Origin of the sequence: Pseudooceanicola sediminis, assembly GCF_003575965.1 — a bacterium.
GTDB classification, from domain to species: Bacteria; Pseudomonadota; Alphaproteobacteria; order Rhodobacterales; family Rhodobacteraceae; genus Pseudooceanicola; species Pseudooceanicola sediminis.
In genome coordinates this window covers 21,889-35,782 of record NZ_QWJJ01000019.1, presented here as the reverse complement: position 1 = coordinate 35,782, position 13,894 = coordinate 21,889, and the positions used below count along the sequence as shown (strand labels likewise).

13 protein-coding genes are annotated in these 13,894 nt (G+C 61.6%); 9 read left to right on the top strand and 4 right to left on the bottom strand.

Going from position 1 to position 13,894, the window contains the following annotated elements:
• Window positions 1-43: 43 nt before the first annotated feature.
• The 8 genes from DL237_RS18155 (at window position 44) to DL237_RS18120 (ending at window position 9,402) form a co-directional block, all read left to right on the top strand.
• Window positions 44-2,524, top strand: a complete 2,481-nt coding sequence (locus DL237_RS18155; protein WP_119400515.1) for a phosphoketolase family protein — start codon at window positions 44-46, stop codon at window positions 2,522-2,524.
• A gap of 111 nt (window positions 2,525-2,635) precedes the next feature.
• The gene (locus DL237_RS18150; protein WP_119400514.1) at window positions 2,636-2,899 is read left to right on the top strand and encodes a DUF2933 domain-containing protein; all 264 of its coding nucleotides are present in this window, start codon (window positions 2,636-2,638) and stop codon (window positions 2,897-2,899) included.
• Window positions 2,896-3,552 carry a methyltransferase family protein gene (locus DL237_RS18145; protein ID WP_119400513.1) on the top strand — a complete coding sequence of 219 codons (657 nt, stop codon included), beginning with the start codon at window positions 2,896-2,898 and terminating at the stop codon, window positions 3,550-3,552. The genes DL237_RS18150 and DL237_RS18145 overlap by 4 nt, the downstream gene beginning before the upstream one ends.
• Window positions 3,553-3,563: 11 nt before the next feature.
• Window positions 3,564-4,061: a c-type cytochrome gene (locus DL237_RS18140; RefSeq protein ID WP_233545049.1), complete on the top strand. Its 498-nt coding sequence runs from the start codon at window positions 3,564-3,566 to the stop codon at window positions 4,059-4,061.
• Window positions 4,061-5,158, top strand: coding sequence for a saccharopine dehydrogenase family protein (locus DL237_RS18135; protein WP_119400512.1), 1,098 nt, complete (start codon window positions 4,061-4,063; stop codon window positions 5,156-5,158). The genes DL237_RS18140 and DL237_RS18135 overlap by 1 nt, the downstream gene beginning before the upstream one ends.
• Window positions 5,155-7,224 (top strand): AarF/UbiB family protein, encoded by a 2,070-nt coding sequence (locus DL237_RS18130; protein ID WP_119400511.1) that lies wholly within the window; start codon window positions 5,155-5,157, stop codon window positions 7,222-7,224. The genes DL237_RS18135 and DL237_RS18130 overlap by 4 nt, the downstream gene beginning before the upstream one ends.
• Window positions 7,208-8,536 carry an APC family permease gene (locus tag DL237_RS18125; protein WP_119400510.1) on the top strand — a complete coding sequence of 443 codons (1,329 nt, stop codon included), beginning with the start codon at window positions 7,208-7,210 and terminating at the stop codon, window positions 8,534-8,536. Before DL237_RS18130 ends, DL237_RS18125 begins: the two co-directional genes overlap by 17 nt.
• Window positions 8,537-8,736: 200 nt before the next feature.
• Window positions 8,737-9,402 carry a L,D-transpeptidase gene (locus DL237_RS18120; RefSeq protein ID WP_119400509.1) on the top strand — a complete coding sequence of 222 codons (666 nt, stop codon included), beginning with the start codon at window positions 8,737-8,739 and terminating at the stop codon, window positions 9,400-9,402.
• Window positions 9,403-9,489: 87 nt separating this feature from the next.
• Here the strand turns inward: DL237_RS18120 and DL237_RS18115 are convergent, their stop codons facing one another.
• The 4 genes from DL237_RS18115 to DL237_RS18100 all read right to left on the bottom strand — a co-directional run bounded on the left by DL237_RS18115 (window position 9,490) and on the right by DL237_RS18100 (window position 13,119).
• Window positions 9,490-9,768, bottom strand: coding sequence for a hypothetical protein (locus tag DL237_RS18115; protein WP_119400563.1), 279 nt, complete (start codon window positions 9,766-9,768; stop codon window positions 9,490-9,492).
• A gap of 210 nt (window positions 9,769-9,978) precedes the next feature.
• Window positions 9,979-10,611, bottom strand: a complete 633-nt coding sequence (locus tag DL237_RS18110; protein ID WP_119400508.1) for a hypothetical protein — start codon at window positions 10,609-10,611, stop codon at window positions 9,979-9,981.
• 258 nt (window positions 10,612-10,869) lie between these two features.
• Window positions 10,870-12,432 (bottom strand): multicopper oxidase family protein, encoded by a 1,563-nt coding sequence (locus DL237_RS18105; RefSeq protein WP_233545048.1) that lies wholly within the window; start codon window positions 12,430-12,432, stop codon window positions 10,870-10,872.
• Between the two features lie 66 nt (window positions 12,433-12,498).
• A complete protein-coding gene (locus DL237_RS18100) occupies window positions 12,499-13,119 on the bottom strand; it encodes a Crp/Fnr family transcriptional regulator (RefSeq protein WP_119400506.1) in 621 nt (206 codons plus the stop codon).
• A gap of 54 nt (window positions 13,120-13,173) precedes the next feature.
• On the opposite strand from DL237_RS18100, the gene DL237_RS18095 reads away from it, so the two are divergent.
• Window positions 13,174-13,734 carry a hypothetical protein gene (locus tag DL237_RS18095; RefSeq protein WP_233545047.1) on the top strand — a complete coding sequence of 187 codons (561 nt, stop codon included), beginning with the start codon at window positions 13,174-13,176 and terminating at the stop codon, window positions 13,732-13,734.
• Window positions 13,735-13,894: the final 160 nt, after the last annotated feature.

Here is a 13,894-nt window from a genome sequence, read left to right as displayed (position 1 = left end):
CCCAGTTGGGTCATCGCGCGACCGACGCGAAATGGGTGCCGACATGCCGCCACCGGCCAATAGCGGCATAACCTTGCCGAGTCCTGAACGACACCGACAGCGCAACCGGGCAGCACTTTACCGCGACCATGATCGCAGTTTCGCCGATTGGGCGGGCGGTGCCGGGGCGCTGGCCCACGACGACCTGACTCAGGTGCGCGTTCACGATATGGTGGATGCGCTTCACCAGCGTGGGGCCATCCCCGACAAGGCTGCGGGCTACGCCATTCTCAGGGCAGCGGATCAGGTCACAAACGCCGCGATGTGGCTTGTTGTGCACATGACCTATGCGTGCACCGTCCGCACCGACGGACAGGCCCTCCGGTCCGAGGATTTCAAGCCGAACCCCGACGGTCACACCGGGGGATCACTCAATATGGTCCCCGCTTATGTTGGCTATCTCGCAGCCAATGCGCTCAGTGGCACGACGCGGTCTTGGTTGATGGGTCAGGGGCATTGCGTCGCTGCGATCGATGCGGTGAACCTTATCGTCGATAACATGTCGCCAGCGCAGTCGGAGCGGTACGCCTTCTCCGACCAGGGGCTGACCGGATTTGTTCGGGATTTCTACTCCTATGAGATCGACGCCGGAGGGCGACCGTCGTCGCCGTTGGGAAGCCATGTCAATCCACATACAGCGGGCGGGCTCATCGAGGGTGGATATCTCGGTTTTGCCGGGCTTCTCTATGGGCACATGCCAGAGCCCGGCGAGCGCCTGGTCGCATTCTTGAGCGATGGCGCGTTCGAGGAACAGCGTGGCAGCGACTGGGTGCCGCGCTGGTGGAGAGCGGACGACACAGGACTGGTCACCCCGATCATGATCGCGAATGGACGGCGGATCGACCAGCGTACCACCATGGCTCAGGTCGGGGGAGTCGAATGGTTCCGTCGCCATCTTCGCCTGAACGGCTTTGACCCAATTGACTTGGATGGCCGGGATCCTGCCGCCTTTGCCTGGGCGATCCTGGAGATGGAAGAGCGACTCGGCGCCTGCGCTGCGGCGGCCCTGCAGGGCGAGCAAACTTATCCTGTCCCACTGCACTACGGCATCGCCGAGACGATCAAAGGCTTCGGCTTTCCTGGCGCCGGCACGAACCGAGCGCACAATCTGCCCCTTGATGGGAACCCGCGGAACGATGCTGCCGCACGTCGATCATTCAACGATGGCGCAAGGAAACTCTGGGTGCCCGCGGACGAACTGGCGACCGCTGCTCGGCAACTGAACAATCATTCGGCGGCCGGACGCACGAAGGAGCGCGATCATCCACTGATCTCGCGCCAACCGGTTGCAGCCGACTTGCCGGAACCACCCTGGACAGCTTCTGAGGAAGACGAACGGGCATCTCCGATGGCTGGGATTGACCAGCACTTTCATTCCATCGTCATGGCAAATCCGCGTCTTCGCGTCCGTGTTGGCAACCCCGACGAGATGCGGAGCAACCGGATGAACGCGACTCTCGACCAACTCAAGCACCGCGTGACCGAGCCCGAGCCGGGACTGGCGGAGTCGCTCAGCGGCTCCGTCGTCACCGCTCTCAACGAGGAAGCGGTAATTTGCTCTGTCCTCGCGAACAAGGGTGGTCTGAACGTCGCGGTGTCCTACGAAGCATTCGCGACAAAGATGCTTGGAGCGCTCCGCCAGGACTTGATCTTCACGCGGCACATGATCGATGCGGGGCGCAAGCCCTATTGGTTGGGCGTGCCCCTGATCGCGACGTCCCACGCCTGGGAGAACGGAAAAAACGAGTTGTCGCACCAGGATACGACGGTGGCTGAAACGATGTGGGGCGAGATGTCCGATCTTTCCCGCGTCGTCTTCCCTGTCGATTGGAACAGTGCAATAGCCTGCCTCGACGCGGTCTTCCGTTCCCGAGGTGCAATCTGGACGATGGTCATTCCCAAGCGCGAGGTGGCGGCCCGGCTTTCTCCCGAACTGGCGAGAATGGCGCTGAACGACGGTGCGGTCTGTCTTCGTGATCTCGGTGAGGAGGCGCCCGAACTGCTTCTTGTCGCGGTGGGCGCCTACCAGCTTGGAGAGGCCCTCGGAGCCTCCGTTCGTCTCGCTGAACGTGGCGTGAGGCACCGCGTTATCCTGTTGCTCGAGCCGGGGCGGTTCCGCCTGCCGCGCGACGGCCGCGAAGAGGAATACACAGCCTCGAAGGCCGTTGTCGACAAGCTGTTTCCACCTTCCGTAAAGGCGCGAGTCTTCATTTCCCATACGAGGCCAGAGCCGTTCTGCGGTGTCGTCCGCCCCCTCGATACCGGTGCCCGGACCTCCAGATTCCTCGGGTTCTGCGGGCGCGGTGGCACACTCGATACGAACGGCATGCTCTTCGCCAATCGGTCGACTTGGGCGCACGTCGTCGTGGCCGCCGCAGATGTTCTGGGGCGGCAAGCTGAAGACTTCCTGACGAGTGCCGAACTCGACGCAGTAAATGGTGATCGCGCGCCGAAGGACATTCTATTTGAGGAGAATGCCCCATGATTCCGATCATGCAACCTCTCTCCCGCGCCTTAAGCGGACATCCTAACCGCGTAATCGGCCCGGACAGTGACGACGGGTCACCTGACAAAACGGTCATATTGGAGGTGCAACATGCATGATCCCAGCGAACACCATCGAGGTCGCGGCGACCAGTCGGAAGAACCTTCCCCGACGCCTTCCTTCTGGCGGTCGCGCGCCGGCATTTATCTGATCGTTGCGCTGGTCGTCGGCGGTCTCCTGTTGGGCTACGAGCACCGGGTCCACATCCTCGGCAGCAACTGGCTCCTTTGGCTGCCGCTACTGCTCTGCGTGGGCATGCACTTCTTCATGCATGGGGGCCACGGCGGACATGGTGGAGGAGGAGACAAGAAATGACCGATCCCGGAACTGCCTATGGCCTTTGGCTGTTGGTCTTCATCAACTCGGCCGTCTTCATCATCTTCGCCTTCAGCTTCTTCAAGCCGCAGACGTCGCGGGACTGGCGGAGTTTCGGGGCGTTCAGCGCCTTCATCGTGGCCCTTTTTACCGAGATGTACGGGTTTCCCCTGACCATCTTCTTTCTGTCCGGCTGGCTGCAGTCAACCTGGCCCGATGTCGACTGGTTTGCGCATGACAGCGGGCATCTGCCCGAGATGATGTTCGGCTGGCGCGCGAATCCGCATTTCGGTCCGTTCCATTTCCTGAGCTTCGCGCTGATCGGCGGCGGGTTCTGGCTGATCTCAGTGGCCTGGCACCATCTCTGGTCCGCGCAGCGACGCGGCGTGCTGGCAACGACCGGGCCTTATTCACGCATTCGCCACCCGCAATATGTTGGCTTCGTGCTGATCATGGCGGGCTTTCTCGTGCAGTGGCCGACACTTCTGACACTCGCGATGTTCCCGGTGCTGGTCTGGATGTACGCACGACTCGCCCGCGCCGAGGAGGCCGATAGCCGGTCGCGCTTCGGGGATGCCTGGGATCGCTACGCCGCAGATGTTCCCGCGTTCATTCCGCAACGGTGGTCGAGCCTGGTCGGTGCTAACAGGTAACGGACAGTAATATGCCCAAAGCCAAGAAAAGCGGAAACCCCGCAACAATGTCCCGAAAGACAATGGCGATTGCCTCCCTGCTCGCATTCGGATTGGCAACTGGCCTGTTGGCCCAGTCCGATGAGGTCGGAGCCGACCGACCACGGGTCAACACCCAGATGCATGGCGACGCCGCCGGGGCGCCCGCACCCGATCCAGATACCATCATCGTGCCGGAGACCCTGAGCGCGCCTTCATATTTCGGCCAGCTCGCGTTCGAGAATAGCTGCGCGTCGTGCCACGGAAAAAACGGGGCAGGTGGAACTGGGAATGGTCCGCCGTTGGTCCATCCCATCTACGAGCCGGGTCATCACCCGGACGGGGCGTTCCTGCGGGCCGCGACGGCGGGCGTGCAATCACATCACTGGAATTTCGGCGATATGCCTCCTGTGAAAGGGGTCACGGAGGAAACGGTTGGACTGATCGTCAGCTACATTCGCGAATTGCAGCGCGCCAATGGAATCGAGTGATGGAAAGCCGGCTCGACCCGCCGCCGATGCAAGGAACCGTCGTGCTGATCGGAGGCACGGGCGATGTCGGCGGTCGACTGGTCCGGTTGCTGCTCGATCATACGGCGGCCCGAATATTGCTGGTTTCGCGCAACGGAGTTGGGTCAGGTGATCGTGTCGAGGCGCTCCGGCTCGATATCGCCGGGAAGGACGCCGCCGGAAAGCTGCCGCTTGGCGCGACGGTGATAAACCTAACCGAAGCGACGCCGCCATCGGTCGCAGTCGAAGTTGTCCGCAATGGGGGAAGCTTCCTCGAGACCTCGGCGTCGCCGGATTTTGTGCAAGCACTGAGGCGTGAAGTGGCGGTCGTCGGCGGCCCGGGCACTGCTGTCCTCTGCGTCGGGACCGCGCCCGGCTTGAGCACTTTGATGGCAGCCGAACTCGTCCGCGAATATGAGGCTGCCACTGTAGACATCGGGTTGGAACTCGGCATGGGCCGCCACTATGGAAGGGCCGCGACGGAATGGTCCATCGGCGCCCTCGGCCGCCCGTACCGGCTTTCCGGTCCCAAAAACCATATGGTCCGGCCCGGAGACCTCCGTCGCTCGTTTGCCTTCGAGCGGGGCAGTCGGGCGCGTCCCGCGCTTGGGATCGGCTTCCCTATGGATGGCGTCGCGGATTGCTCGGGCAGCGGGGCCCCGGTCCTTGTCCGCACTTTCGTGTCGATCGATCCTCCTTTCGTGACGCGCGCTGTCGGTCTGCTCTTGCGGCTCGGTCTCGGTCCGGTGCTGTCGCGGCGCAAACGCGGCGTGACGCGGCTCTTGAGGAGGCTGCCGGAACTGGGTCAAGCCCGCACCCGCATCGCCGTTGAGGTGCAGAACCCCGACGGCAGCGTTGCTGCCTCGCGCCATGTCGCAGCCGGCGATCAGGCCGAGGTGACGACGGCGATGATCCTCGCCACGATCCGCGCATTGCCAGCGTCGGAGCGCCCGATGCCCGGCGTGTCAACCATCGTCGACCACCTGACATACTCCGAGGCGCTGGACGATCTTCGCCGTCTCCTGCCGAGCATGGCAGTCGAGACCTGGTCGACCGGGGTCAATGGAGGAAGACCGTGAACCGCACGAATAACTTCCTGCGGCTGGTCCGAATTGTCGTCGTCTTGTCGAAAGACATTTGGACCCTCCGGCGATATGAACCGGCCAGCGGCGACACTGGTGCGCCGGATCGGTTCGCCCGAAACCTGCTCGCTTTGGGGCCGGTCTTCGTCAAGCTGGGCCAGATCCTCAGCACCCGCCCCGACATTCTGCCCGAAAGCTACGTCGCGCGGCTTGCGGAATTGCAGGAGCACGCGCCCGATGTTGACTTCGCCACGGTGCGGCGCATCGTCGAGGATGAACTCGCGGCGCCGGTGGAAACGGCCTTTGCCAGCTTTGAGGCCCGACCCGTCGCCGCCGCGTCCCTTGCCCAGGTGCACAAGGCAAGTCTGGCGAACGGTCGGGCGGTCGCGGTCAAGGTGCAGCGACCGGGGCTGGGGCCGCTGTTCCACCGCGATCTCGACGCGCTCGACCTCGGGCTGAGGATCGCGCGTATGGTGCTGCCGCGCCGCCTTCGGCGCACGAATTTGCCGGCGTTCCTCTCGGAGTTTCGGCGCTACTCCTTAGCCGAACTTGACTTTTGCGCCGAAGCGGCTGTCATGGATCGTTTTCGCGAGAATCTCGCGGGACAGGATCGCGTCCGAATTCCAAAGACGTATCCCGACCATACGGCGGCCCGCGTGCTGACCATGGATTGGGTCGACGGCATGCGCCTGTCCGAGGCCTCGGCCACCCTTCCTGAACAAACCCGATCCGCACTGGTCGAGGCGCTGGTGTCGATGCTGCTGGAGATGTTCGTGTCGGACGGGCTGTTTCACGCCGACCTGCATCCCGGCAATATCGTCTTTCATTCCGACGGCAGTGTCACATTGCTCGATTTCGGCATGTATGGCGAGTTGGATGCGGCGCAGCGCGACCGCTTTGTGCTGTACTGGATGGCTGTAGCACAGCGGCAGACCCGGCGCGCCTATTACCATTTCAGCGCGCAGACCGAGGCCCTAGCGGGCGCCGATCACGCGCTGTTCCGGCATAGGTTCGAGGAGCTTGCGGCGGAATTCTACTCGGCCCCCTCGCGCCAGGCCAGCCTGGCGCGAACCTATCTTGCGATGATGCGGGCAGGCTACCACGCCGGGTTCGTCTTTCCCGCCTCCCTCATGCTCCATGCCAAGGCGCTGACGACCGCCGAGGCGTTGCTTTTCGTGCTGGCGCCCGACGCGCGGTTTGACGATTTGTCGCGGCCCGTCATCGCGCGCGAGGTCGCCGCGCGTCTGGCGGACAGCGATCCACTGGGGCGTGTCACGCAGGTGCTTCCCGAGCTTCTGCTGACGGGTGCCATGCCACCCGCCGAGGCGATTGACGAGACCTGGGACCATTCCGCGACCCGCGGGATGGGGCGCGGAATTCTTGAGGCTGTCATCCCATCCGGTGAGAGTATTGGCCGCGCCGCGCTGACGATGCTTTTCAGTCATTTCGCCTTGCGACACCTGGGCGAGGAGACCGACGCAATCCTCTCGGAAACCTGGGCGGCCTACTATCTGCTTGAACGCGACCTTCCGCTGGAGCCGAACGCCGGCGCGATCCTGACCACGCATCTTGCCGCCCTGACGCTTGCGTTGAACCGAACCCTGATCGCGCGAGGGCGGTCAGAGGCGCAGAGTCATAGGATCATCCATGCGATTGGCTGGGACATCTACAATCGGATGGCCGATCCACCGTTCGAGTTCGCCCGCGCCATCACCGCCGATCCGGCCAAGCGACTGCAGATCGCGACGAGCCTGTTTCGCCGTTTCCCCTTTGGACCGCCGGGGTATGGTTGGCGCGACGTCGAAGCGGGCGAGAACGTCGTCGCCTTTGACTGTACGAAATGCCCGGTAGCCGAGTTCTTTGCGGGCCATGATTCCTCGGCACTATGTACGGCAACGTGGTGCGCACTCGATTTCCCGGTGGCCGAGAAATGGGGCGGGCGGCTGTTACGGCCGAAGACAATTGCCGGCGGCAACGACCACTGCGATTTCAGGTGGCATGCCGGCCCAGGGTTGGACGAAGACGAAAGAGTAGAGGCAGGCAAGAATGCAACACGAAGATAGAAGCGACACCTACCGCGAAGGGTCGATCACTCTGGGCGGCGCCGTCGCAATGGGAACGGGCGTGATGATCGGCGCTGGCATCTTTGCGCTGACCGGGCAGATTGCGCAGCTTGCCGGACCGCTCTTCCCGCTTGCCTTCATCGCGGGCGCAATCGTGACTGGCTTCAGCGCCTATAGCTACATCAGGATGTCCAACAAATGGCCGTCCTCGGGCGGGATCGCGATGATCCTGCAGAAATGCTATGGCCCTGGCGCAGTCGCGGCGGGAGCCGCCCTGCTGATGGCTTTGAGCATGGTGATTGCCGAAAGCCTCGTGGCCCGGACCTTCGCAACCTACGTCCTGCGCGCCTTTGACATCGAGGGTGGGCCGCTGGTGCCGACCCTCGCCGTGGGCGTCATTGTCTTCGCCTTCCTGGTGAACATCGCCGGCAACCGGTCGGTCGGGGTGTTCTCGCTGATCATGGCGGCGATCAAGATCGGCGGCATTGGATTATTCGGCATCGCCGCGATCTGGTCCAGCGGCTTCCAGATCTCCGCTGCGACGAGCGACACGCAGTCCTATGGTGTGACGGGCTTCATCGCATCCGTGGCGTTCGCGATATTGGCCTTCAAGGGCTTCACCACAATCACGAACAGCGGTTCCGAAATCACCGAACCGAACCGCAACGTGGGCCGGGCGATCGTGATATCCATCGCAATCTGCGTGGCTGTCTATCTGTTGGTTGCCTTCGGTGTCGGGTCGAGCCTGACCATCGACGAGATCGTCGCCGCGCGGGACTATTCGCTCGCCGAGGCCGCCGAACCCGCCCTCGGGCAGACCGGTTTCTTTCTGACCGTAATCCTGGCGGCGGTGGCCACGGCTTCGGGCGTGCTGGCCAGTGTGTTCGCCGTATCGCGGATGCTGGCGATGTTGACGGATATGAAGATGATTCCGCATCGGCATTTCGGCATGTCGGGACCGATCCAACGGCACACGCTCGTTTACACCGTTGTCATCGCTTCGACACTGGCGGTGTTCTTCGACCTCGGCCGGATCGCATCGCTCGGCGCCTTTTTCTATCTTGTCATGGACATGGCCGTGCACTGGGGCGTTTTCCGCTACAGGCGCGAGGAGATCGGGGCCTCTGGCTTCGTGCTGCTTTTGGCTCTGGCGTTCGATTCCGTAGTGTTGGTGGCCTTCACCATGATGAAACTTCGGAGCGATCCGCTCATCGTGCTCTATGCCCTTGGCGGCATCACTGCTGTTTTCATATTCGAGCGGATTTACTTGTCTCGGTGGCTGGCGCCGCAGGAAGTTGCACATGATCACTGATATCGGGCGACAAAACAGCCGAGCGGATGGAACCGCGGAGAGAAGACCAAAACAGCCAGTGTCAGGACCAAGACCGCCTGCAAACCACCGGGATCACACAGATCCTTTATTGGACTGTGCGAAGACCACGCGTTTCAATGCGGTAGAGAAAGTTAGCCGCACGAGTTTTTCATTATCGGTTGCCGAACGAAGGAAATCCAATGTTGACCAGACGCCATTTCGTCGTGACCACTGCGGCGTTGTTTTCGCCGGCGATCTCGAACCCACTGCTCGCAGACCCCGCACCCGGGCCGGACCAATGGGCAGCCTGGGATGCGCAGGTAACGCCACCGAATTTCGATCCGGCGACCTCGAACCCCTGGGGCCTGCATCCGCGCTTTCTGCCCGTGCGGGTCGAGGCCAATGACGGATTGCGGCCAGGTGACATCCACGTGGATGCTATCGCCCGCTACCTCTATCATATCCGGAGCGACGGAACCGCGATGCGGTTCGGTGTGGCCATCGCCCGCGGCGACCTCTACGAGCCAGGGACATATACAATCCGCAGAAAGGCCAAATGGCCGAGATGGACGCCGACCGACGACATGATCCGACGAGAACCGGAAGTCTACGCACAGTACGCGGATGGACAGGAGGGCGGACCGACGAACCCCTTGGGCGCACGGGCATTTTATCTGTTTTTCGGCAACCGAGACACGTATCTGCGGATACATGGCACGCCATATCCGCGTTCGATCGGCGGGCGGGCAAGTTCAGGCTGCGTTCGGATGGTCATGCCCCATATCATCGGCCTCTATGATCAGGTCGCACCCGGTTCGACGGCGTTTCTCTACCCGCCTGAGGAATCCACGACCGCGCAGAGTTGAACCAAGAACAGCGGCTGCTTATCAGCCACCCGCGATTCATTCCTGAGTTGCCAACAAACGAAACCGAGCCGCGTGGAAGGTCGCGTCTTAACCTGACGAGGATGCAGTGCAGATCGGGCGTCCATCGGTCGTCCGAAGCGGCAGCAAGGTATTTTCGACCGGCCCGACGTGCAGATACCAGTAGCAGCCGTCTTCCGGCAAGACGCGTACCGTGCTGAGGTTCTGGTACGGTGCTGCAATTGCGACCACACCGTCGGGCAGCTTTTGGATGAACCCCGTTTCCCCTTTGTTGTTCGAGGTAGTCGGAACGGCGCATCCCGCGAACAACAGGATCGCTGACGCAAAGCCAAACAGTCGAGTTCTCATATTCGTCATCCCGGGCGCAACCTTCCTCAACAAAGCAGTTTTGAACTGTCAATGAGTGTCGAAGACACCGGCTTGGTGAACAAGCCCTTTTAGTCGGATACGCGCGGGTGCAATTGAATTCAATTGGCGCTATTCATCGGGACACTATATGGAAATCTCTGGTGCAATTCGATGAGTTGCGGCCGCCGGAAGCGCCTTTCAAGACGCCTGCTACCAGACGAGCAAGGCAGCGAATGCAGTCAGCGCCAGAACAGAGAAACCAAACAGTAAAATCGCGAAAAGCACGAATCCCAGCCGTCTTGGAAATCTCCGTGCCAGTCCGCCGAGCCTGTCCGAATTCTCGATGGCTGTGACATAGAGCGGTAACGCGCTCACCATAGTCGCATAAAGATAGACGCCAGAAATATTCTCGAAGAGGAAAGAACGGGCCAGTGTCGGCGCCACGACCCGAAGCGCGGTCGCGCGGCTTCCTCCAAAGGATCCGTACAAGTCGGCCGATAGGACATAAATCACGACATGCAGTGCGATGAAGCCGATGACGCGGACCGGCATATCGACGAGTAGCACAAGCTTTATCCCGTAACGCTGGCCCGGCTTGGCGACGATCCACGCAAACAAGAAGAAACTCACGTAGTTTACGACAAAGACGACCGGCAGACCGTTGGTAATGACCTGCCGCATGAACCTGCCAAGCGGAGGCCCACCGCTGGCCAACATAGCACCGAAACCCGGCGTCATCGCGACGAAAGCCATCAGCGGCGGCACCAGGGCGAGCAGGCTGAAGAACAGTGTGTTTCGCACGAAACGGACGGCGGACATCTCAATGGCGAAATATTTCTGCATGACTACCATCTTTCACGCTTGAAGCCTGGTCGTCGATGGCACGTGCTGCGGCAAGAGAAATATTTGGCGTTTTTGGGGATCGGAGCATTCAAACTTGATCTCGCCCTGCGCGGCGCGCAATTTCGGCTTGCTTACAGGGCGTTCGCTTGAACCGCGCCGGGTTTACCGGAGACTGATTGGCGTTAGTTGCGCGGTCATGGCTTCAGCGATTGATGATCAGACGATCCCATCGCCTCGATCTCTTCGGGAGAGCAAGCTTCAGACATACTCAACAGTCGTCATCATGCCTGCTGCCATGTGATAGAGGTTGTGGCAGTGCAGCGGCCACTCGCCGGGATTGTCGGCGTCGAACGCGATTGTCACGCTTTCCATCGGCGGCACGATCACGGTGTCACGCAGCGCGCCATTCAATCGCGCGGCTCCAAGACCTACAACCTGGAAATGGTGCCCGTGCAGGTGCATCGGATGCGACATCATCGTCTGGTTGCGCAGTGTTATTTCCACACGATCGCCACTCGTTACCTCAAGGGGGCTGCGTTCCTCATAGGTCAACCCGTTCAGTCCCCAGACATAGCTCATCATATCGCCGGTCAGATCGAGCGCGATCCGCCGATCCGGGGTTCGGGCGGCGAGTGGTGCCGCCGCCACAAGCTGGCGCTCGAGATCGAGCAGGACAGGGGGCGCAATTCTCTCTGCCTCGGAAGGCACCTTGGCGATCTGTGCACCGGCCGTGGCCAGAACGATCCCGGTGCGGGTCCGGTCACCTTCGCGCTGCGCCAGGATCGGGAAGACCCCGCCATCGCCCGGAACCACGACTTCGATATCGAGGCGTTGTGCCATGGCGATCTCGAAATGGCCGCCGAACACGGGAGACACGTCCATCCCATCGACGGCGACGAGCGTTCCGTTCAGCCCGCCGAGATCGATCCAGAAATTGGTCGAGGCGGCGCCATTGATGATCCGCAACCGCACCCGGCCGCCCCGGTCGACCGGGACTACCAAGGGGTCGGAAAGGTCGCGATCATTGGCAAGGTAGGCGTCGAAGGCAATATCGTTCAAGTCCATCTGCATGTTGCCATGGCCCATCGCGGCGTGATCCATGCCAGCCATTTCGCCCATGGCGGGCGCGGCACCCGTCCCCGGCATCGAACCGTTGTCCATGCCAGCCGTTCCGGAGTGATCCATGCCGGCCATGCTTCCCGGTCCCGTCCGCATCATTCCCATGTTCATGGCAGCCGTCCCCGAGCCGATGACTGTCGCGTCCTGCCCGGTCAGCCGCGCGAGGAGTTCCTCTGGGGGCGTGAAGCTGAAGTCGTGCAGCATGATCGTCACGTCCTGGCGATCGATCGCGCGTTCGCTGTCGGCGCGCACGATCAGGGGCGCGGCGAGCAGACTTTGTTCGGTCAGGCCGTGATGTGAATGCATCCAGAACGTGCCGCTCCGACTGAGATCAAAGCGATAGTCATGGGTTGTTCCAGGGGCCACGAGGGCTTGCGCCACCTCGGTCCCGTCATATTCGAAGGGCGGTGTGAGTCCATGCCAGTGGATCACGGTCGACGCATCTGTTCCGTTGGCAAGCCGAACATCGAATCCCTCGGACTGGTAGAGATCAAGGCCGTTCTGGCCGGCGCCGTCCAGAATACCGAAGACCGTCGCCGCTCTTCCATGCACGTCGATCGTTCGCGTGCCGAGAGATAGCGTCCTCGGTGCCCCCGGGGTCTCAGCGAAGAGGCGCCGCGGAACGAAAGACCCGGCTCTCAGCACAGCGCCGCCCGCGAACGAAAGAAATTGACGACGTGACGGCATCTCTTCGAACTCCAAACAATCTATTGGGAGGAAGCTGGTGCTCCCCGTACTGGAAGGTCAATGACGACGAAAACAAATACTTCACACCAATCGAACGCGCCCGCGTGCCGGTCTCTCGATCAAGCCATCTCGTTCCAGCGCCGCAAGCGTACGATAGAGCGCGGGCGCAGTGACGCCCGCATCCGCGGCGAGCGACTGCAGCGGCACGTCTTCGGGCAACCACCCCGCCGCGTCGACCAGTTCGGACAGCCTCGCCAGCACGGCATCGGTCAGTGGCGATGTCGCTCGAAGCTCCAGAAGACGCCGCGCTTGCATCAGGTTCCCCGCAAGATGATGAAGGAGCCCCGTCGCCAGGTCGGGATTGTCGGCGACGGCCGAAAGCACGTCTTCTTTCCTGATCGTCGTAAGTCGGGTCTGGGCAATAGCAATCGCGTCGCAATGGCAAGCCGGGGCGAAGAGCGACGCTTCGGCGAAGGTTTCGCCAGCCTCTGCTGCGTGGATTCTGACGGCCCGCCCCGATAACGTCCACCGGACGAGTTCGACACAGCCTTCCAGAACGACCGAGAGACCAGGAGATGCATCACCCTGATGAAACAGTGGTTCTCCGACCTCAAGCAAGATCGTGTTCGTAGCTGTCGCGGGACATACCGCTTCAATGGCCCTGAAGAAATCCGGCTTTGACATGATCGTGATCATATTCATGCAGTACGCTGCTTGCTACGTATTATTTCGGCAACCGGCACGGAGCTGAGCACGATGAGCATCACCAAAGCAACAATCACCGCGTTGGCTATCGCGATGTTGTCTTTTGACCCGGCCCCGGCCCAGCAGATGGATCACAGCGCCCATATGCCATCTCCCGAAAGCGACAACATTCCGCGCGAGCCGGGCCAGGATGCGTTTGCCGCCATCGCCGAGATCGTCGAAATCCTCAGAGCAGACCCGGTTACCGATTGGGGCAATGTGAACATCGACGCCCTGCGCGCGCACCTTGTCGATATGAACGCACTTGTCCTGAGTGGCGCGGTCGAGACGGAGCAACGACCCAATGGGCTGGCGATGCGCGTGTCGCTGACAGGACCTGCCGGAGATGCCGCCAGGCGCATGGTCCCGGCTCACGGACCGGTTCTCGCGGCCGAGACCGGGTGGACATCAGATGTGGAATTCGGCGTGGAAGCCCTTTTATGGACAGTTACGGATCCTGTCGGCAAATACGCTAGCCAAATCCAGGCCCTCGGTTTCTTTGGTCTGATGGCAACGGGCGACCATCATCGCGCTCACCACATTGCTATCGCGCGAGGTGAAACAACACATTGACGCGCTGAACGTAGCGATGAATCGTGGCTTTCGGAGGTCTGCAACTGAGAAAGGAGCAGGAGCATTGCTTTGAGTGACGGAGGCGATTCGACCTCGCGGTCGCTCTCTCCGATGTCTGTATCGAGAGCAGGATGCGATCTTGGTCAGCCCATTGTTCCAG